This window comes from Thiothrix sp. UBA5583 (assembly GCA_002425225.1).
Taxonomy (GTDB): domain Bacteria; phylum Pseudomonadota; class Gammaproteobacteria; order Thiotrichales; family Thiotrichaceae; genus Thiothrix; species Thiothrix moscowensis.
This window is the reverse complement of record DILV01000029.1, coordinates 24174-43862: the sequence shown is the minus strand read 5'-3', so window position 1 is coordinate 43862 and position 19689 is coordinate 24174. Positions and strand designations below refer to the sequence as shown.

At 53.6% G+C, this 19689-nt stretch carries 17 protein-coding genes; 8 read left to right on the top strand and 9 right to left on the bottom strand.

The genetic code is table 11. The annotated features are described in order from the left end of the window. Positions 1 to 30: 30 nt before the first annotated feature. The 5 genes from B2U47_RS11805 to B2U47_RS11785 all read left to right on the top strand — a co-directional run bounded on the left by B2U47_RS11805 (position 31) and on the right by B2U47_RS11785 (position 5834). Positions 31 to 861, top strand: coding sequence for a DUF6502 family protein (locus tag B2U47_RS11805; protein WP_296681069.1), 831 nt, complete (start codon positions 31 to 33; stop codon positions 859 to 861). After that, the gene (locus tag B2U47_RS11800) at positions 858 to 2084 is read left to right on the top strand and encodes a DUF5666 domain-containing protein (RefSeq protein WP_296681065.1); all 1227 of its coding nucleotides are present in this window, start codon (positions 858 to 860) and stop codon (positions 2082 to 2084) included. Before B2U47_RS11805 ends, B2U47_RS11800 begins: the two co-directional genes overlap by 4 nt. A gap of 100 nt (positions 2085 to 2184) precedes the next feature. Continuing rightward, positions 2185 to 2493, top strand: coding sequence for a c-type cytochrome (locus B2U47_RS11795; RefSeq protein ID WP_296681062.1), 309 nt, complete (start codon positions 2185 to 2187; stop codon positions 2491 to 2493). 15 nt (positions 2494 to 2508) lie between these two features. Beyond that, complete coding sequence (locus tag B2U47_RS11790) at positions 2509 to 3798, top strand: FAD-dependent oxidoreductase (RefSeq protein WP_296681060.1); 1290 nt, start codon at positions 2509 to 2511, stop codon at positions 3796 to 3798. Positions 3799 to 3884: 86 nt separating this feature from the next. Further along, on the top strand, positions 3885 to 5834 hold the full coding sequence (locus B2U47_RS11785) for an LTA synthase family protein (protein ID WP_296681057.1): 1950 nt from the start codon (positions 3885 to 3887) through the stop codon (positions 5832 to 5834). Between the two features lie 109 nt (positions 5835 to 5943). On the opposite strand, the gene B2U47_RS11780 is transcribed toward B2U47_RS11785, so the two are convergent. The 6 genes from B2U47_RS11780 to B2U47_RS11755 all read right to left on the bottom strand — a co-directional run bounded on the left by B2U47_RS11780 (position 5944) and on the right by B2U47_RS11755 (position 12865). Continuing rightward, positions 5944 to 6834, bottom strand: a complete 891-nt coding sequence (locus B2U47_RS11780; protein WP_296681055.1) for an energy-coupling factor ABC transporter permease — start codon at positions 6832 to 6834, stop codon at positions 5944 to 5946. Positions 6835 to 7051: 217 nt separating this feature from the next. Further along, positions 7052 to 7372 (bottom strand): Hpt domain-containing protein, encoded by a 321-nt coding sequence (locus B2U47_RS11775; protein WP_296681052.1) that lies wholly within the window; start codon positions 7370 to 7372, stop codon positions 7052 to 7054. Continuing rightward, positions 7353 to 9185 (bottom strand): response regulator, encoded by a 1833-nt coding sequence (locus B2U47_RS11770; protein ID WP_296681049.1) that lies wholly within the window; start codon positions 9183 to 9185, stop codon positions 7353 to 7355. Before B2U47_RS11770 ends, B2U47_RS11775 begins: the two co-directional genes overlap by 20 nt. A 16-nt stretch (positions 9186 to 9201) precedes the next feature. Next, positions 9202 to 11511 (bottom strand): response regulator, encoded by a 2310-nt coding sequence (locus tag B2U47_RS11765; protein WP_296681046.1) that lies wholly within the window; start codon positions 11509 to 11511, stop codon positions 9202 to 9204. A 14-nt stretch (positions 11512 to 11525) separates the two neighbouring features. Continuing rightward, a complete protein-coding gene (locus B2U47_RS11760; RefSeq protein ID WP_296681044.1) occupies positions 11526 to 12386 on the bottom strand; it encodes an ethylbenzene dehydrogenase-related protein in 861 nt (286 codons plus the stop codon). Positions 12387 to 12550: 164 nt separating this feature from the next. Next, positions 12551 to 12865, bottom strand: coding sequence for a hypothetical protein (locus B2U47_RS11755; protein ID WP_296681042.1), 315 nt, complete (start codon positions 12863 to 12865; stop codon positions 12551 to 12553). Between the two features lie 283 nt (positions 12866 to 13148). On the opposite strand from B2U47_RS11755, the gene B2U47_RS11750 reads away from it, so the two are divergent. Next, positions 13149 to 14189 (top strand): PstS family phosphate ABC transporter substrate-binding protein, encoded by a 1041-nt coding sequence (locus B2U47_RS11750; RefSeq protein ID WP_296681039.1) that lies wholly within the window; start codon positions 13149 to 13151, stop codon positions 14187 to 14189. 137 nt (positions 14190 to 14326) lie between these two features. Here the strand turns inward: B2U47_RS11750 and B2U47_RS11745 are convergent, their stop codons facing one another. From B2U47_RS11745 to B2U47_RS11735, 3 genes are read right to left on the bottom strand one after another with little or no spacing between them, the layout of a single operon-like run. Next, a complete protein-coding gene (locus B2U47_RS11745) occupies positions 14327 to 15136 on the bottom strand; it encodes a UDP-2,3-diacylglucosamine diphosphatase (RefSeq protein WP_296681036.1) in 810 nt (269 codons plus the stop codon). Continuing rightward, on the bottom strand, positions 15087 to 15785 hold the full coding sequence (locus B2U47_RS11740) for a class I SAM-dependent methyltransferase (RefSeq protein ID WP_296681033.1): 699 nt from the start codon (positions 15783 to 15785) through the stop codon (positions 15087 to 15089). Before B2U47_RS11740 ends, B2U47_RS11745 begins: the two co-directional genes overlap by 50 nt. 1 nt (position 15786) lies before the next feature. Then, the gene (locus tag B2U47_RS11735) at positions 15787 to 17001 is read right to left on the bottom strand and encodes a DUF3419 family protein (RefSeq protein WP_296681030.1); all 1215 of its coding nucleotides are present in this window, start codon (positions 16999 to 17001) and stop codon (positions 15787 to 15789) included. Positions 17002 to 17261: 260 nt separating this feature from the next. On the opposite strand from B2U47_RS11735, the gene cls reads away from it, so the two are divergent. Then, a complete protein-coding gene (gene cls / locus B2U47_RS11730; RefSeq protein WP_296681027.1) occupies positions 17262 to 18695 on the top strand; it encodes a cardiolipin synthase in 1434 nt (477 codons plus the stop codon). A gap of 52 nt (positions 18696 to 18747) precedes the next feature. Then, positions 18748 to 19611 (top strand): DUF72 domain-containing protein, encoded by an 864-nt coding sequence (locus B2U47_RS11725; RefSeq protein ID WP_296681024.1) that lies wholly within the window; start codon positions 18748 to 18750, stop codon positions 19609 to 19611. Positions 19612 to 19689: the final 78 nt, after the last annotated feature.

The window sequence follows — 19689 nt, the reverse complement described above, 5'->3', positions numbered from 1 at the left end:
TTTTCAAATTTGGGAATAAATTCCCAAGTTATGGAAAAGATGTTGTTGAATGCCACTCGCCGGATTCTCAAGCCGTTGGTACGTATCCTGTATCGCAAGGGTGTGGCTTTTGGCGAATTCAGCCAGTTGGCACGTCAGGTGTACGTAGAGGTGACAGAAGAAATGCTGGCGGCAGCGGGTGAGCGTCCGACCACTTCCCGGATTGCCATTGCTACCGGACTGACCCGCAAGGATGTTGCCCAGTTACGGCAGATGCCCGATGCCGGGTTGCCAACAGCCAGTTACAATCGTGGCGCGAGGGTTATGACAGGCTGGTTGCATGATGACCAGTTCCATGATGGTGAGGGTAAGCCTGCCGCGTTGTCCGTACAGGGGGAAACCGGCAGTTTTGCCGCATTGGTGAGCCGTTACAGTGGTGACATGCCCTACCGTGCCATGTTGCAGGAAATGGAACGTTTGGGTGCGGTGCAACTGACAGCTGACGGTAAAGTCGAGCTGATGGGGGGCGGGTATGTTCCGCACGGCAGCGAAGATGAAAAATTCTCCATACTGGGAACGGATGTGGCTGCCCTGATTACCACCATAGAACATAACCTGATTACGACAGACCGCAGCCAGTTACGTTTCCAGCGCAAGGTCAGCTACGACAACCTTCCTGAAGAAGCCCTCCCGTTATTGCAGGCGATGGTCAACAAGGATGGGCTGGATTTGCTCATCAAGTTCAATAGCTGGTTGGCTACCCAGGATCGGGACAGTAACCCGCAAGCCGCAGGTACAGGCAGGATGCGGGCTGGTGTCGGTATTTATTATTTTGCAGAACCCGTGATTGAGCCACCCGAACAGGCAGGTAAACCTACATGAAAGCAATGACCACACTTTTGGCAACAGCATTACTGCTGATTCTGGCGGCTTGTGGTGGCGGCGGTGGCCTGACGGTTGCCAACGGTGGCATTGGTGGTACGGGCATCTCTACCGGGCCGATTACTGCGTTTGGCAGCATTTTTGTCAACGGGGTGAAATACGATGTGGATTCCGCCAGCTTTACCCGCAACGGGGTCGCAGCCAGTGGGCAGAACGAATATTTCCTTGGCGAGTACATCACGGTTGAAGGCAACGTCAATGCTGATGGCGTCACCGGCAAGGCAAGTGCGGTGCATTTCAGCCGTGGCTTGCAAGGCACGGTAACGGCTGTGTCGGCTGATTCGGTGGATGGCAAGAGCTTGTGGGTGTTGGGGCAGGTGGTAAAAACCAATGCCTTGACGGTGTTCGAGAGATTCAAGCTGTTGGCTGATCTCAAGCTGGGCAATGTGGTGGAAGTTTCCGGTATACGCGATGCGAATGGTGAGCTGGTGGCAACCAGCATTCGTTTGTTGCAGGTTCGCTATGTGCCGGGTGAAACGCTGGAGGTCAAGGGAACAATCGGTTCCGTGGATACCACCAACCAGACGTTTACCCTCAGCAACCTGATTGTGGATTACTCACCGGCGGTGTTGCAGGGGTTCCCGTCCGGGATTCCGCAGGCAGGCCAGTATGTGGAAGCAGAAAGCCAACAGGCTCTACAAGGCAGCCGCATGATTGCCAGCGAAGTGGAACGCAAGGATGCGGGCATCACCTTCAAGGAAGGCACGGAAGTGGAGGTGGAAGGTGTGATTACCCGCTTTGTGAGCCGCAGTGATTTCTCGGTCAACGGTGTTGCCGTGACAACCAATGCCAGTACCCGTTTTGAAGGTGGCACTGCCAGCAATCTGGCGCTGAATGCTCTTGTAGAAATCGAGGGCAATGCCAATGCCGCTGGTGTCATCGTGGCGGAAAAGGTGGAGATCAAGCAGTCCGACAGTAGTGATATTGATGAACTGGAAGGCAATATCACTGCCATTGATCCGACGGCACAAACTTTCAGGCTGGGTATTTATACCGTCAGTGTGAATACCTCGACCTTGTGGGAAGACGAGAGTGATGCGGATATTCCGCAGATGAATTTCAGTCACCTGAATATTGGTGATTATCTGGAAATAAAGGGTAAAACCATTGGTACAAACAAACTACTGGCCTTGCGCATCAAGCGTGAAGACCCCGATGACTGACTACACCTGATTTTCAAGAATGCCCCACTGTTGCGAGCAGCGGGGCATGGACGACCTACCCGTCATGGGTAAGCCTTTCAGCAAACCGTAGGAGATAGTAATGATGAAGATACCCGATATGGTAGCAAAAGTGCTACTGACGGCGGTAGTAGCCTTACCAGCCGTAGCCTTTGCAAACCCCGCCACCCTCAATCACCCCGGACGTACCTTGGCAGCCAATTGCTTTCAGTGCCACGGCACGGATGGTTACGGCATGGAAAGCCTTGCCGGAGAGTCTGCCGCCGAAATCGTGGAAGAAATGCTGGAAATGAAATGGGATACCGCCAACAAGGACATCATGAATGTCCATGCGCAAGCGTATACCGATGAGGAAGTTGCCTTGATCGCTGACTATTTTTCCAAGCAATAAAGGGGAGCAGAGCTTATGAACCGTCGGGATTTTTTACGCTATTTGAGCATGGGTGCGGCAGCCGGTTTGACTCTGCCGCTGGAACAGGTGTTGGCAGCAGCGGCTGTACCGGGTAATACCGGGGCAAACGGTCGGGTTGTGGTGGTGGGTGGCGGCATGGCAGGTGCTGCCGTTGCCAAATACCTGCGTTTGTGGGGTGGTACAGGGGTGAAAGTAACGCTGGTGGAACCCAATGCCATCTATTATTCCAACATTTTCAGCAACAAGGTGCTGACGGGGGATACAACCCTTGCCAAGCTGGCATACAACTATACAGCTCTGAAGAAAAATTACGGTATCGAAGTCAAGACAACATCTGTTACTGCCATTGATCCTACCAGCAAACAGGTCAAACTGGCTGATGGCGGAACCTTGCCTTACGAGCATCTGGTACTGGCTCCAGGTATCACCTTTGATGCCTTGTCGGTGTCTGGAACTATTGGCAATAAAGCGAAAATTGTCCACGCATGGCAGGCAGGGCCGCAAACTGTGTCCTTGCAGGCTCAGGTCAAGGCCATGACCAACAAGGATACCTTCATCCTGACCATCCCGCCCAAACCATACCGCTGCCCGCCGGGGCCTTACGAGCGTGCCTGCGTGGTGGCTGATTACCTGACCCGCGTGAAAAAAGGTGGCAAGGTGATTGTGCTGGATGCCAATAACGGGATTCTGGCGGAGCCAAACAATTTCGGTAAGGCATTTACCAGTATTCACAAAAATATTACCTATGTGCCGAATGCAATCCTGAACAGCATTGATGCGGATACCGGTACGGTGAACACAGCCGTGGGCAGCTTTAAAGGCAAGGTTATCAATGCCATTCCCGCTCAGCGTGCTGCCAGCATCATCACCCAGTCAGGTCTTGGGTTGGCGAATGATACTACGGGTAAATGGGCGGGGGTGGATTTGCTGAGTTACGAGTCGACGGCTGTTGCCAAAATCCATGTGATTGGTGATTCGCACGCCAGTGGGCAGCCCAAGGCCGGGCATATTGCCAATGCGGAGGCAAAAGTGTGTGCCGACGCGATTGTGCGGGCAATGCGTGGTGAAAGTCCCAACCCCAACCCTAGAACCAACTCAGCTTGTTACACGCCGATTACCAAAACGACAGCCTCTTGGTTGTCGGTTGCTTTCAAGTATGATCCCGCTTTGAAGACGATGGTACCTGCCGGGGCTGGTGTAGTGGAATCCGCCACTATCAATAAGGATAATTACGAAGAAATGAACAAATGGTTCAGCAACCTGATGTCTGACACCTTTGCCTGAGTCAGAATGTAATAAAACAACTTGAACCTTGGGGTGGGCAGCAGAAATAATGCTGCCCACTATGGTTGCAATGGGTATTCTCTAACATGACATCAATCAGAAAATGGTCAGGGGCGCTATGGCCATTCGTGTGCTTTGCCTTACTGGCATTGCTGCTGCTCAGCCTGAGCCGCTTAGGGTTCATGGCGTGGTACGGTGAGCGGGTAACGGCAAACCAGGGCTGGGGTGTCATGCTGTCGCAAGGCTTGCGGGTGGATGTTGCCACCATTTGCTGGGTATGGGGCATCGCCGCTGCTGCTACGGTGTTGCTGGGTGGCAAGCAGTTTCCCGGTACGGTGTGGTTATGGGTTGTACGCATCCTGCTGACGCTGGGCTTGTGGTTGCTGGTGTTCATGGAAGTCGCCACGCCGGGTTTCATTACCGAATACGGTTTGCGCCCCAATCACATTTTTGTCGAATACCTGATTTATCCGAAAGAAGTGTTCAGTACCCTGTGGCTGGGGCACAAGCTGGAACTGTTTGCCGGGTTGCTGGTTGGCGGGCTGGTGTTGTGGGTTGGTTGGTGGTTATCTGGGCGTTGTGTGCGTGACCTGAGGTTTCCGCGCTGGTATCTGCGCCCGGTGTTGGCGTTGCTGGTATTGGTGCTGGTGGTGCTGGGGGCGCGTTCGACATTGGGGCATCGTGCCCTGAACCCGTCGATGGTGGCTTTTTCGTCGGATGCGACCCTCAATTCACTGGTGACGAATTCCACCTATTCCCTGATGTTTGCCATCGACCAGATGCAGGATGACACGCTGGAGTGGACTTCCGCCTACGGCAAAATGCCGGAAACCGAGATGGTGGAACGCTTGCGCAAAGCCAGTGGGCGACCTGCGGCGGCGTTCCGTTCCGATAGCTTGCCAACCTTGAGTGATAACACCGCCAGTTTTACGGGTAAGCCGAAAAATCTGGTGATCCTGTTGCAGGAAAGCCTGGGGGCGCGGTACATCGGCGCATTGGGTGGTTTACCGCTTTCCCCTAATATTGACCGACTGGCGCAGCAGGGTTGGTTTTTTGACAATATGTATGCGACCGGAACCCGTTCGGTGCGTGGTATTGAAGCAGTTACGACGGGTTTTACCCCAACCCCCAATCAGGCCGTGGTCAAGCTGAACAAGAGCCAGTCCGGTTTCTTTTCGCTGGCGGAATTGCTGGGCAAACGCGGTTATGCCACCCAGTTCATCTATGGTGGGGAAAGCCATTTCGACAACATGCGCGGCTTTTTCCTCGGTAACGGTTTTCAGGACATCATCGAGCAAAAGGATTATCAAAACCCGGTATTCACCGGTTCGTGGGGGGTGTCGGATGAAGACCTGATGCGCCGTGCCGATGCCGAATTCAAGCGGATGCACGCGGCAGGCAAGCCGTTTTTCAGTCTGGTATTCAGCTCCAGCAACCATGACCCGTTCGAGTTCCCGGACAACCGTATTGAATTGCATGAACAGCCCAAGGCAACCCGCAACAATGCGGCGAAATATGCCGATTACGCCATTGGTGAGTTTTTCAAGCTGGCACAGCAGTCAGGTTACTGGCAGGACACGATTTTCTTGGTCATTGCTGACCATGACTCGCGGGTGACGGGGGATGAGCTGGTTCCGGTACAGCGTTTCCACATTCCGGGGCTGATCCTGGGGGGGGATGTGCCGGTCAGGCGTGATGCGCGGGTAGTCAGCCAGATCGACATGCCCACGACCTTGCTGTCGCTAATGGGGGTGTCGGCAACTTACCCGATGCTAGGGCGTGACCTGACTCAGACCCCGGCTGACTGGGAGGGCAGGGCGCTGATGCAATACGAAAAGAATTTTGCTTTGCTGGAAGGTTCGCGCCTGACCGTGCTGCAACCGGACAAGCCTGCTGTGGCCTTTGTGTATGACAAGGCGCAGGGGCGTTCCGTGCCGGATACCGCCCCAGTGGATGCCGAACGCGCTAGGGACGCGCTGGCATATCTGTTGTGGGGCGGGGTGGCGTATGACAAGCATTTGTTCCGCTTGCCGTAAAGGCACGGCTGGCGCAATTAGCCCAACGCTTGCTTGATCGCTGTCTGTGCCTTGTCATTGTAACCAGTGAACATCGCACTCATCATGGCAACTTATCTTGTCACCTGCATTAACGTTGTGTGGCTAGGCGTTCCATGCCACGTAGCAAGCCAAAGCCCAGTACAAAGCAGATCAAAACTCCAGCCAGCCCTGCGACACCGGTTGAGAGGCTTTCATTGCTGATGGCTGCAACGGTGTAATCTGGCATCGCACCAACAAACGCAGGTGCTGATTCATGCAGGAACTGGTATTGCCCTGCCACCCATTCCAGCCCATCCGGGAAACCTGACGCGAATGGACTGAGTAGCAAAGCCACCAGCACCGCAGCCAGCAAAGGTACGGCAACATGTGCTTTGCCTTGCGCTTCCGCCCAGTTCAGCAGCAGGGCAACGGCGGCCACGGAAATAGCAGCTTCACCCAGACCGATCAGCGCATGAGTCCCGACCATCGCAGGTAATACCGTTCCCAGTGCAGCCTGACCATCAATTGCCAGCTCCAGACTGACCGCAGCGGATGCCAATACCACGGAACACCACGCAGCCACGGCGGTGGATACGTATTGCCCCAGTGAGCCAGCCAGCCTCTGCTGCAACCAGCCACCCACACCTGCGCCAATCAGCGCCATATTCAACACATTCGCCCCCAGCACGGTTACACCACCATCCGAGAACACCAGACTTTGGATGGTGACAACCAGCGCAATCGCTAGTACACCCAACGGTGTCCCCAACACAGCAGCAGCCAGTACACCGCCCAACAAGTGCCCAGAGGTTCCGTTCATGATCGGGAAATTCATCATCTGCCCGGCGAAAATCAGCGCCACGACGGCAGCGAAGCGCCCAGCCGATGGTTTGTGCTCGGCTTTCATCACTAGCCAGGCAGCAGCAAGCACGCCAGCCACACTGACCGCAGCCGTGACCGAGCAGACAGCACCTTGTAACATCGAATCAGGAATGTGCATTGTTATTCTCCTTGGTATGAAGAAAATAAAATTCGTATGAAGACATGAGCCAGTGTAGACCTTGCCTGTAGCCGAAGTCCATGCAGTGAGGTTGATGAAAACTGATTAAAATCAAGTAAGCGGGCGAAAGTGCAGATGGTGGAACGAGGGTGCATACTGTTTTGCTGTATAAGGTTTGCTGTCCAGTTGCCTGTGACAGCAAGCCGTGCCTGTATGGTTACAGTTTCTGCATTTCCGCAAACGTGGCAGGGTAGATGCTTGTCAGTTCCGCCACGTATTCATTGATGCCGCTGGCATCGTTGCTTTCGCCCTTGTGTTGCAATTCCTTGCAGATGGCTGCCATCTGTTCTGCCCCTAGACTGACGCAAGAGCCTTTCAGTTTGTGAGCAGCCTGCGCCATGGCGCGCAGGTCGCCACTGCTGGCATGTTGCTGGATGTCCGTCAGTAATGCCGGGGTGGTTTTGCCGAACATGTCGACTAGCCGGGGCAGGATGGCTGCGGGCAAATGTCGCAGGGCTTCAGTGGATAGCAGTTGCATGATCCGGTTCCTCTTGTTGTTTTTCCTTGGGTAAACACCAGCGTTGCAGAGTAGCTTCCACCGCTTCTGGCAACACGGGTTTGCTAATGTAATCGTTCATGCCTGCATCCAGGCATTCCTGTTTGTCACCTTCCAGCGCATTGGCAGTCATGGCAATGATGACCGGCTGGTGTTCCGCTGGAAACTCGGCGCGGATACGGCGGGTGGCTTCCAGCCCATCCATTTCCGGCATTTGCATGTCCATGAAAATGACGTCGTAAGGCTGGGTGCGCAAGGCTTCCAGGGCTTGTACGCCGTTTTCCACCACCGTGGTGGTGTAGGCCATTTCTTCCAGAATGGCAGTGGCAACCATCTGGTTGATGGGATTGTCTTCTGCCAGCAGGATGCGCAAAGGTAGCCATTCGCCCAGCTTGAGGCTGGATTTGGCGGGTTTGGGCATAACCAGGCTGGTATCTCCCAGTGCGGTCATCAGGCTGTCGAACAGGCGGCTGCGGGTAACGGGTTTGGTTAGGTACTGGTTGTACAGTTCGCGCACAACGATTTTAGGGTGGCGGTCATTGGGCGGTGCAATCAGGATCAGCGGCAGTTCCTGCTTGCTGTAGCGGCTGCGGATGTAACGCGCCAGCGTCAAGGGTGTGTCACCCGGCAGGTTGGTTTCAACCAGTACCACGTCATACGATTTGCCGATTGCCATGCGGCTGATGGCATCGGCGGAGGTATGCACTACATCAGCCAATGCTCCCCAGCCCTTGCAGGCATCATGCAGGCTTTGGCAACTGGCGGGGTTGTTTTCCACGATCAGGATGCGTTTGCCGGTGATGGCTGGGATATTGTTTTGCAGGCAGGGCTTGAGTTGCCCTTTGGCTTTGCGTGTCCTGATGGTGAAGTGGAAACGGCTGCCAACCCCGACGGTGCTTTGCACCCAGATGTTGCCATGCATCATTTCAATCAGGTGGCGGGAAATGGCTAACCCCAGCCCTGTGCCTTCGCGCTGGCGCACCAGCTTGTCATCAGCACGGCTGAACTGCTCGAAAATGCTCTCCAGCCGGTTGGCAGGAATGCCGGGGCCGGTGTCATTGATCTGGAATTCGAGTTCGTATTCATCGCCTTTGTGGCGGCGGGGCAGCACAAAAATGGTAATTTCGCCCCGGTCGGTGAACTTGATGGCGTTGCCGACCAGATTAGTGAGAATCTGCCGCAAGCGTACCTGATCGCCCTCAATAAACAACGGGATGGAAGGGCCTACGGTGTACGCCAGCTCCAGATTCTTTTCCAGCGCCTTGGCGTGCAACAGGCTGATGATGTCTTCTATACAGGCACGCAAATCAAACGGTTCGCGTTTGAGATCGAGCTTGCCTGCCTCGATTTTGGAAAAGTCCAGCACATCATTGATGACGGTCAGCAGGTGTTCGCCACTGAGGTGGATGCTTTCCACAAATTCGCTTTGCTTCTTGCTCATCGGCGTATTCATCAGCAAACGGGTCATGCCGATTACGCCGTTCATGGGGGTGCGGATTTCGTGGCTCATGGTGGCAAGGAACCGCGCCTTGGTTTTGACGGCTTCCTCGGCGGTATGTTGTGCGGCTTCTGCCTGGGCAAGAATGTGGGTAATGGCACGCAACTGGCTGGCAAGGTAGATGCGGGTCACGGTCAGTACAGCGATAGCTGTCAGCATCAGCCAGGGTAAACCTGTACTCAGGCTGGATGGCACGTGTTGCGGTTGCAGCAGACTGAACACGGTTGCCGCCAGTAATGCCAACATCAACACGTCAACAAGGCAAGGAAGGCTAATGGGATGACGCAACAGTTTCATGATAACGGTCGGCCTGTCATGCTGGCTCTGCCTGCGGGTGCAGGTTGGCAAGCGAACGTTGTAAGGCAGCCTCGATCGCTTCCGGTAGGATCGGTTTGCTGATGTAGTCATTCATGCCCGCATCCAGGCATTCCTGCCGGTCGCCTTCCATCGCGTTGGCGGTCATGGCGATAATGATCGGTTGGCGGTCAGGCGGAAACTCTGCACGGATGGTGCGGGTGGCTTCCAGCCCGTCCATTTCCGGCATTTGCATGTCCATGAAGATCACGTCGTAAGGCTTTTTGCGCAGGGCATCGACGGCTTGCTGCCCGTTTTCGGCAATTTCGGCCTTGTAAGCCATTTCATCAAGGATGGAGGTCGCCACAATCTGGTTGATCGGGTTGTCTTCTGCTAGCAGGATAGACAAGGGCAGGCGTTCGCCCAGTTTGAGCCGTGATTGTTCCTGGCGCACGGTGACGAGGTTGAGTTCGCCCAGCACTGTCATCAGGCTGTCGAACAGGCGGCTGCGGGTAATCGGTTTGGTCAGGTACAGGTTGAAAATTTCCCGCACGGTTTCTTTGGGGTGGGCATCGTTGGGTGGGGCAATCAGGATCAGCGGGAATGCCTGCTTGCTGTAACGGCTGCGCACGTATTTGCCGAACTCCAGCGCGGAAGCGTTCGGTAGATTGCTGTCGATCAGACCAATGTCATAGGTGTGACCACTGGCAATCAGGGCAATGGCTTCGCTGGATGAGCAACAGGCTTGCGTAATAGCTCCCCAGCCTGAACAGAAGTCCTGCAACGCTTGGTGGCTGGCAGGATTGTTTTCCACGATCAGGATACGCTTGCCGACAATTTCCGGGATGTCAGGGTGCAGGAAGGGCTTGAGTTTGCCTTCTGCCCGGCGTGCTTTAAGCGTAAAGTGGAAGCGGCTGCCTACGCCAAGGGTGCTTTCTGCCCAGATTTTGCCATCCATCATTTCCACCAGACGGCGTGAAATTGCCAAGCCAAGCCCAGTGCCCTCACCCCGGCGCGTCAGGGCATTATCTGCTTGGCTGAATTGTTCAAAGATGCTTTCCAGCCGGTCGGGGGGAATACCTGCGCCCGTATCATTGATCTGGAATTCCAGCTCGAAGTCTTCTCCTTGATGGTTGCGTGGCATTACAAATACGGTGATTTCACCCTGTTCGGTGAATTTGATGGCATTACCGATCAGGTTGGTGAGGATTTGCCGCAGACGTACCATATCACCTTCGATGAACAGCGGGATGGAAGGGCCAACGGCATAAGCCAGCTCCAGGTTTTTTTCCAGGGCTTTGGAAGTCATCAGGTTGAGAACGTCTTCGATACACGCCCGCAGTTCCAGCGGTTCGCGTTTGAGGTCTAGCTTGCCCGCTTCGATCTTGGAAAAATCCAGCACGTCATTAATGACGGTAAGCAGGTGTTCGCCGCTGAGGTGGATGCTTTCCACGAATTCGGTCTGTTTCTTGCTCATCGGCGTATTCATCAGCAGGCGGGTCATGCCGATCACGCCATTCATGGGGGTGCGGATTTCGTGGCTCATGGTGGCGAGGAAGCGTGCCTTGGTTTTGACGGCATCTTCCGCTACTGACTGCGCCCGCTGGGCAGTTTCCACCAGATGTTTGAAACTGCCGGAGAAATAGAGGCGGCTGATGACCAGCCCCACTATCAGCAGTGCGGCTACCAGCAGGGAGCGTTGCTTGATGGTGTTGAGGCGTTCCATCATGTCGCTGGCGAGGTTGGCATTTTGCTGGATGGATTGCTGGATGGATAAGGCAACCTGTTCTGCCAGTTCATCATCCATACCCTCCAGTTGTTCCAGCATTTCGCGGGCTTCCAATGCCGTGTCGTGCGCATCAACGGCAAGCTGCCTCCAGTGACCCGGCGACAGGCTTGCCAGCTCTGCCACCAGATTGACCATGATGCCGCTGGTTTCCTCAAACTGGTTTTTGAGTTCCTGCCCACCGTTGGCAGGCCAGTTTGCCAGCATTTGCTGACTGTGCTGGTGCAGGTGGCTAGAAAGCTCCTGAAGTTTCGGCAAGCCATCCTTGCTGCTATTGGGGTTCATGGTGAACTGGAAAAATGCTTCGTCTAGGGTATCAAACGCTTCACGCTGCTCGTCTACCAGTGATTCCAGTACCATCTGCTGTTGGAATGCCTGATATGCTTCCTGCAAGGCGTGTGTTGCTTGCTGCTGGTTGTGTTGGGCATTGCTGGCAACATTGCCCAGACTGAACCACAGTAACAGTGCCAATATACCCAGCAACAGAACCAGCAGGGTGCTGTCAATCAATTGCAGCAGACGCATATTGGTAAAGGGTCGCATGAAAAATCCCTGGTTTAAAACTGGAAGCGCAGTGTGGTAGAAATAAAGTGGCGCTCGTTGTCGTCATGGTCGAATACGGCGATTGCGCCCGTGACCGGTTTATCCGCTATAAAGCGTACATCATCGGCAAAACCAGTATTGAGTTTGCGGCGTTGTTCCAGATGCCATTTGCCATCTTTCCACACACCTTTGGCTTTCACGTCATCGCTACTGGGTGGCAGGGCTTCTTCCAGTGGCAGGTATTTGGGCATGATGTCCTGCTGTTTCTTGAAATAACGTTTGGCAACATAGGGTTCACGATCTGCATCGGAAGGGCGCTGAATGTAAAGGTCAGAACCATCTGGCAAGGTTGTCTTGTACGCTTCCTGCATCGGTTGCTTGCTGATAATAGTCATCTTGTCGTGGGCAATGCCGATCGGGTTGGTGCGACCCGCTTTCCAGTTCCACATGTCGGCTTTGAATTCCTTGCCAGAAAACCAGTTGGCGTCGTAATCGCCCACCATCGCAAATTCGAGGGCGAAACGGTCTTCGCGTTGTGGGCCTTCCACGTATTTCTGCTGGGTTTCGTCCCACACATGTGGTTTGTGCTGGGTGTCTTCAGTGCTGTCTTCCCACTCGCTGTAGAAGAAGACTTCATCGCCGAACACACCGGCTTTCAGGGTAACGGTTTTGGTCAGTTCCGGTTTGTTCAGATAGGTAAGGGGAATTTTGATGCCAGTCACATCTTGCCAGTCGTCGGCGGAGCCATCAACACTGGGGGCGGCTTTGAGTTTGCCCACGGTAATGATTTGCAAGTCACTGGATGTTGCGGAAGCCGTGTTGATCAGGTAGCCGCTGAGGGCAGCCATTGTCAGCATGGATAGAAACACTTTCATGGGCGCAATCCCTTATTGTTGTATTGTTAGTGCCGGATGCAATAAGTTTTATACGACAACCTTATAAGATTGCCGGATGAATGGCAAGGATTGGCGGATGGGAGGAGCAGGCGTAACGCCCCGCCGATACAGACATCATACCGGTATCATGCGGGACATTGGCATCAGGCTGACAGAGCGTCTTGCCGGTGTTTTTTGTTCAGCAGGATCTGTTCGGTTTTTTGCAGTTGGCGGTTTTTGGCAACTTTCATGTATTCGACATTGCCGTGCTGCACAGGTAATGGTCTGCCAACCTGATGACCTGTTTCATCATACGCATAAATCAGGGTTCCTTTCTGCACGTGGACGGACTGGGCGGTAAAGCCTTTGAGGCCGTCATCGGGCCAACGTCCTGGGGCGGAAATAGAGGTGGTTTGTCTGCCATCCACATCGTAGATGTAGATCAGTGTTCCTTTCTGTTCGGCATGTCCAATCGTCATGGGGTTTTTCCTCGTTAGTGATTCTGGCATATTTTTAATTATTGCACCTTGGGCGTAAGCGATTATCCTACCATATCAATGAACCTGAGAAATTTAAAATAGACCAACGTAGGGTTTGCCCTGAAGTCAAGTCGGGTAACTGTGTGTTTTATAAATAACCTGAGTTCGGGATAAGCCACCAACCAAGTTCATAAATATTTAATATAACCGCCATAAAACATTCATTAAAAGTTCCTAGTATCCGCGCCAGTCCATCCCGGATTTTTTTGAAGGAGACTTTTGAATGAAACAACTCACTCTGGCAGTAGCACTGGGCTTGGTCGCTGCTTCTGGCGTTGCACAAGCACGCGACAACATCGAAATCGTCGGTTCTTCTACTGTATTCCCTTTCAGCACTGCGGTAGCTGAACAGTTCGCCAAGAAAAATGGCGGTGCTGCGCCCAAAGTTGAATCCACTGGTACTGGTGGCGGCATGAAACTGTTTTGTGCTGGTGCTGGCATCGAAACTCCAGACATCACCAACGCTTCCCGTCGCATGAAAAAAAGCGAGATGGAAACCTGCCAAAAAAATGGCGTCAATGAAGTCACTGAAATCAAGATCGGTTACGATGGTCTGGCTGTTGCGCAATCGAAAAACGCAGAGCCAATCAAACTGTCTGCACGCGAATTGTATCTGGCTGTTGCCAAAGAAATCCCTCAACCGGATGGCAGCTTCGTAGCAAACACTTACCAGACCTGGAAAGACGTAAACCCCAACCTGCCAGCGCACGCTATCGAAGTTATCGGCCCACCACCCACCTCCGGTACTCGTGACTCTTTCGTCGAACTGGGCGTGGAAAAAGGCTGTATGCTGTTCCAGGGCATCCCTGAATTGAAAAAGAAAGATGAAAAGTTGTTCAAGGAAAAGTGCCACACTCTGCGTGAAGATGGCAAATTCGTTGAAGCGGGTGAAAACGACAATCTGATCGTGCAAAAGCTGCAAGCTAACCCGAAAGCGGTTGGCGTATTCGGCTACAGCTTCCTGGAACAGAATGCTGATGCTCTGAAAGCAGTTGCGATTGCTGGTGTTGAGCCATCTGTAGCAACTGTTATGGACGGCTCATACCCAATGGCACGCTCCATGTATATCTACGCCAAGAACGGCCACGTTGGTCAGGTCGCAGGCATCAAGGAATTCCTGGCTGAGTTCACCAGCGAAGCGGCGATGGGTACTGACGGCTATCTGGCTGACAAAGGTCTGATCCCACTGAAAGCTGATGAACTGAAAGCGTCTCAGGATGCAGCCGCCAACCTGAAATCTGTGTCAGTCAACTCTCTGAAATAAGAAACTCTCTTCTGACAATAATTGAGGGAGCGGGCAACCGCTCCCTTTTTTATTACCACGCTACACATAAAAAAAGGGGCGATCCCGCGCCCCAGTCTCACACTACACACTTTATTGTTACCTTATTGTTACGTCATTCATGCAACCACCGGATTAGCCTCTACTCGCGTATCCCGTGGCTTTGCTACTGCCGCTGTAACTTCTATCCATTGCACAATGCTCAGGTTGCCATCCCACGCTTCCACCAGTGCTGTACAACTTTCCACCCAGTCACCATCGTTGCAGTAGAGGATGCCGTCAATGTCACGGATTTCGGCATGATGGATATGCCCGCAAATAATCCCGTCCAGCTCCCGCCGTCTGGCCTCTTTCGCCAGCGTTTCCTCAAAGGCGGAAATAAAATTCACCGCTGACTTGGTTTTGTTTTTCAGGTAAGCCGACAATGACCAGTACGGATACCCCAGCCATTGACGCCATCGGTTATAAACCGTGTTGACTACCAGTAGGCGCTCATAAATCCAGTCCCCCAGTTTTGCCAACCAGCGGGCAAACTGCATCACCCCATCAAACTGGTCGCCGTGCAGCACCAGAAACTGGCGTCCATCCGCCGTGGTATGCACCACCTCATCTTCCAGATGGATTGCCGTGATTTGGTGATGGATGAAGGGGCGCAGGAATTCATCATGATTGCCGCTGATGTATGTTACCTTGACGCCCCGCTGCGCTCGCTCAAACAGCAGGTGCAGAATCTGGTCATGGTAAGAATCCCAATGCCAACGTTTGCGTAACGCCCAGCCATCCACAATATCGCCGACCAGATAAATGTGTTCGGCGTGATTGTGTTGGAGAAAATCAAGCAGGAATTCGGCCTTGCAACCGCGAGAGCCGAGATGGGTATCAGAAATCCAGATACTTCGCCAGGTGCGGGATGTCTGGTTGATGGTCATTGGAGTTCCCCTTTTTCTGGTAATGCGCAAGCAAGGCGTAGCGTCCGGGTAACTGGCGCATACGCAGTTGGTCATCGTGTCGGGTAGCCAGTTGTTGCAGGAAAGCAGGCACTGCCGGGTCAGGATGAACATGGAACCAGCCAAGCCAGGTCAGTAATGGCTTACGAAACCAGCCAGGCATGGAAGTCTGGTCGGAAAAATCCACCACATGCAGGCAGCCACCCGGTTTGAGGATAGGCAGGGTTTGCTCAAGAGCCTTTTGCCAGCCGGGAATCATCGACAGTACATAGGAGAAAACAATGTGGTCGAAAGGTTTTTCCAGCCCAAAATCACGGTAGCTGATCTGACCCGCCAACCCTTGCCGCAGGGTAATCTTGTTCTCGTATAACGTGCCTTGCAGTTTGGCACGGGCGGTATCCAGCATCATGCTGGAAGCATCCACCCCAAACAGGCGTGCAGATGGGAAACGGTAAGCCATTTTCGACAGGTTACGTGCTGTACCACAACCAATTTCCAGGATTGTATCGCCTGCTTCGACTGGCATTTCCTGCAACAGGGTGTCGCGCCCCAACAGGTAATACTTGCGTGACCAGTCATAAACGTAGCGCTGATAGCGGTACTGCCGATCCATTTGTTGTGCTGCATCCATCTCAGTCGACCCTGCGGTAGAGGTGGAAGCCGCCGTAAATAGCTGAACGATCTTGCTGGAACAGTTGCGCCGAGGTTTCGGCTTCGTAGACGAACTGGCTGCGTAATTCGGCAGGCAGGGCGGTTTCCAGCGGTGATTCGGCAGCCGCAGTACGGAAGATGATGCGCGTGCCTGGCTTGCCGACCCTTGCCACTTGCGTCCACAGACGGGTAAGTACGTCATCGGTCATCCAGTCCTGCGCATCGAGAAACACGAAACGGTCATAGCTGTGCGGGGGTTGCTGTTCGAGGAAGTCGATCATCGAACCGAGGTGGGTATCTACCTTGCCCAACTGGCTGCGGATGGTGTCGTAATGTTCGGCTTTCAGGTAGTCGGGGATGGCTTGACGCTTTTCATGGTCGTAGCTATGGCTAAAACCCTGCCAGGCAAAGTAGTTGGTTTGGATTGGCAACTGGCAAGCGATGCGCTCAACCCGTTCACGGTATTGTTCGATCAAGTTACCCTGTGCTTTCATCGCCTTGTATTGCTGTGGCGGGATACCAAGGCTGAACACCGAGATGGGCAACTTGCCAACGAATTTGACCAGGCGGTTATCGAAAAACGGCGCGATATGCTGACGGAAAATCGCCTGCTGTTCGTACAGGCTGTTTGCTCGCAGGAGCTTGTCCGGCTGGTAATTGGTCTGGCGGGCAATCCAGTGCAAGAAACGCATGAAATAGCCAAAACGGGTATGCCGGTACAAACCATCACGGAACATGTGGATACGCTTCTGACCGAGGATATTGCGCCCCTGCCAGAAGCTCTCCAGTTCTTCCTCCAGATGCGGCTGGATGTGTTTGTTGTAAAGCGCTACGTTGTTATCACGGTCGGCATAGCCAAAAAAATCATAAAAACTGGCATGATCCGGCAGGTGTTTCATCGCCGCCAGTTTCAGGCGGGTCAAAGACATGTGATAGGGGTTGAGGTCAATCGCAGTGATATGCGCCGGGTTCGCGGTCAGGTAATTCAGCACGTTACAACCACCAGAGGCAATTGTCAGGATACGGCTTTCAGGTGTCACTTGTAGTGCCTGCAAATCCACCGCCGGGTCTTCCCAGATCTGGTTATAGATAAAGCTGTTGAACCAGAAACTGAATAAACGTTGCTGCATCCCCATCAGTGAAGTCGGGGCGTGTTGATGAACTGCGTCACGCAGTGCTTCAGGAATGCCTGCCATGCAAATCTCTCTAACGATAACGAATTATCGCGGCAGATTAAGGCTGGGCAATGACTGGATAGTGACGGTTAAATGACGGTTGTGTTATGAACAGGTAGGTGTTGGCAAAAATCGTCAATCTCACAGAATAAGCGTGTTAGCATGGGAAGGGCAGCCTTTGGTGTGTCAACGTGGAGTGTGGTTACTCACCATTGTCACATGAAAGGTTGCTTCTGTTCTTATCCCGAACTCAGGTTAAATAATCAAAATGGAGTGGCAGTTTGAGCGTTTATCTGGCAGGTTGGTGGAATATAGGTTTGCTACTGCTGGACATTATTATTGTGGCAACCCTGCTGCCGACCATCGTTATGCAACGGCGCGAATCAGGGGCGACGCTGGCATGGCTGCTGGTGATCGTGTTGTTGCCTTTTATCGGCTTGCTGTTGTTCTGGCTGTTTGGCACTACCCGTTTGCACCTGCGCCGCCGCAAACGCCGCAGGGTAGAAGAAAAACTGGCACCGGCTCTGGAAAGAGTGCAGCCTGACGGGCAGGGTGAGGCGCAAATTGCCGCCATAGCTCCCACCTTGCTGAAACTGGTACGTACACTGGATGAGGTCGGCCCGCTGGCAGGTAATGCCGTTGACATCATGCGTGATGGTGCGGGTGTATTTACTGTGCTGGAAAACGCCTTTGATGCGGCTGCCCGGCATATCCACCTTGTTTACTACATCTGGGAGCCTGACTATACCGGGCAACGCTTGCGTGATGCCTTGCTCAGGGCGGCACAACGTGGGGTGGAGGTGCGGCTGTTGTTGGATGATGTCGGTTCCCGTCAGGCAAAACCGCGCTTTTTTGCCGATTTGCAGGCAGCGGGCGGGCAGGTGGAACGTTTTCTCAAGGTCAGTATTCTCAGCCGCCGCTTGAACCTCAACAACCGAAACCACCGCAAAGTCGTCATCGTGGATGGCAACCTTGCCTTTACCGGCGGGATGAATGTGGGGGATGTGTATGCCGGGCGCGGTGAACCCTGGCAGGATCTGCACGCCAGTGTGCGTGGCCCGGTTGCTTATGCCTTGCAGGAAGTGTTTTGTCAGGACTGGTATCACGCGACCGGGGAGGATTTGGTCAGCGCAACCTATTTCCCGCCCTTACAGCCCGTCGGGAATATTTGTGCGCAGTTCCTTGCCAGTGGCCCAGCGGATGAACGCTGGCAAGCCATCCATACTGTCTTGTTTGCTGCCATGAACCTTGCCAGTGAACGTATCTGGATCGAAACACCGTATTTTGTGCCGGATAAACCCATCCTGATGGCCTTGCAGACAGCCGCTTTGCGGGGAGTGGATGTACGCCTGTTGTTGCCGGGGCGTTCCGATCACCCGTTGGTGTTGGCGGCGGGGCGTTCCTTTATTGATGAATTGCTGGAAGTCGGGGTGCAGGTGTTTGAAATGCACCGTGCCATGCCCCATGCCAAAGCCGTGATGATTGACGGCAATTTCGCCACGCTAGGCTCGGCAAACATGGATCAGCGCAGTTTCCGTCTCAATTTCGAGGGCAACCTGTTCTTCTATGGCAATGAAATAGCAGGCAAGCTGGAACAGGATTTCCTTGCCATTTGCGCCAACGCCCGCAAAGTGAGCAAAAAACAGCGGCGAAAACTGGGGAAATCCGCCAAGTTGCTTGAAAATATTGCAAGATTGCTGGCGCCAATATTGTAACTAATTGATATTATATGCTAAGGTTTTGATATTACAGTAATGGAGTCAAGGGATGAATCCACTACCTTATTATCTGGGCCTGCCGTTGTGGGCAAATGCTCACTGGAAAGGCTCCTTGTTCCGGGCAGATGCCCGTCCGGCTGAGTTTCTGGCGCAATACGCACGGGTATTCAATGCGGTGGAAGGCAACACCACCTTTTATTCCACCCCCTCCAGCGAAATGGTGTTGCGCTGGATGGCAGCAACGCCGGATACCTTCCGTTTCAGTTGCAAGTTTCCCCGTGCCATTACCCATCAGCATCATTTGATCCATGCCCGCAAGGAAGCCCTGGAATTCCTGCAACGCATGGAGCCACTCGGGCAGCGTCTCAACGGCCTGATGATTCAGTTGCCTGCTTCGTTTTCCCCGGATGAATTGCCGATGCTGGAAACTTTCCTGCGTGATTTGCCAGCCGACTACCAATATGCGGTAGAAGTGCGGCATCCGGCATTTTTCACTGATACCCCTGTGCGTGCGACGTATAATGCCCTGCTGGAAAAGCTGGGGGTGGATCGGGTGATTTTTGAGAGTCGCCCGCTCCATGCCGCTTTGCCAATGGATGAGGCTACCCGTGAAGCCCAGACCCGCAAGCCGCGTTTGCCGGTGCAACTGGATGCCACAGCGGAACGCCCGGTATTGCGTTATATCGGGCATCCCGTGCTGGCAGACAATCATGCCTGGCTGGATCGCTGGGTAGCGCAAACAGCCCGCTGGATACGGGAAGGCAAGCGCCCGCGCATTTTTCTGCATACACCTGACAACCAGCTTGCCCCGGAACTGGCGCTGATGTTTCACCAGCAATTGCAGGAAAAGCTACCGGGGTTGGCAGATTTACCCGCGTTTGCCACTGAAATCGGGCAAGCCAGTTTGCTGTAAAAAAACAGGTATGTTGGTTGCTTGTGGCAGGTTGTTCTGGTATCCTCGCGCACCTTTAGAGTTTCAGAATCGCAGAAT

Bases quoted from the DNA above. Each gene is read 5' to 3' on its own strand.
- B2U47_RS11800 (WP_296681065.1), top strand. From the start codon at position 858: ATGAAAGCAATGACCACACTTTTGGCAACAGCATTACTGCTGATTCTG.
- B2U47_RS11770 (WP_296681049.1), bottom strand. From the start codon at position 9,185: ATGAAACTGTTGCGTCATCCCATTAGCCTTCCTTGCCTTGTTGACGTG.
- B2U47_RS11745 (WP_296681036.1), bottom strand. From the start codon at position 15,136: ATGACCATCAACCAGACATCCCGCACCTGGCGAAGTATCTGGATTTCT.
- B2U47_RS11755 (WP_296681042.1), bottom strand. From the start codon at position 12,865: ATGACGATTGGACATGCCGAACAGAAAGGAACACTGATCTACATCTAC.
- B2U47_RS11805 (WP_296681069.1), top strand. From the start codon at position 31: ATGGAAAAGATGTTGTTGAATGCCACTCGCCGGATTCTCAAGCCGTTG.
- B2U47_RS11725 (WP_296681024.1), top strand. From the start codon at position 18,748: ATGAATCCACTACCTTATTATCTGGGCCTGCCGTTGTGGGCAAATGCT.
- B2U47_RS11750 (WP_296681039.1), top strand. From the start codon at position 13,149: ATGAAACAACTCACTCTGGCAGTAGCACTGGGCTTGGTCGCTGCTTCT.
- B2U47_RS11735 (WP_296681030.1), bottom strand. From the start codon at position 17,001: ATGGCAGGCATTCCTGAAGCACTGCGTGACGCAGTTCATCAACACGCC.
- B2U47_RS11775 (WP_296681052.1), bottom strand. From the start codon at position 7,372: ATGCAACTGCTATCCACTGAAGCCCTGCGACATTTGCCCGCAGCCATC.
- B2U47_RS11760 (WP_296681044.1), bottom strand. From the start codon at position 12,386: ATGAAAGTGTTTCTATCCATGCTGACAATGGCTGCCCTCAGCGGCTAC.
- B2U47_RS11785 (WP_296681057.1), top strand. From the start codon at position 3,885: ATGACATCAATCAGAAAATGGTCAGGGGCGCTATGGCCATTCGTGTGC.
- B2U47_RS11765 (WP_296681046.1), bottom strand. From the start codon at position 11,511: ATGCGACCCTTTACCAATATGCGTCTGCTGCAATTGATTGACAGCACC.
- B2U47_RS11780 (WP_296681055.1), bottom strand. From the start codon at position 6,834: ATGCACATTCCTGATTCGATGTTACAAGGTGCTGTCTGCTCGGTCACG.
- B2U47_RS11740 (WP_296681033.1), bottom strand. From the start codon at position 15,785: ATGGATGCAGCACAACAAATGGATCGGCAGTACCGCTATCAGCGCTAC.
- B2U47_RS11790 (WP_296681060.1), top strand. From the start codon at position 2,509: ATGAACCGTCGGGATTTTTTACGCTATTTGAGCATGGGTGCGGCAGCC.
- B2U47_RS11795 (WP_296681062.1), top strand. From the start codon at position 2,185: ATGATGAAGATACCCGATATGGTAGCAAAAGTGCTACTGACGGCGGTA.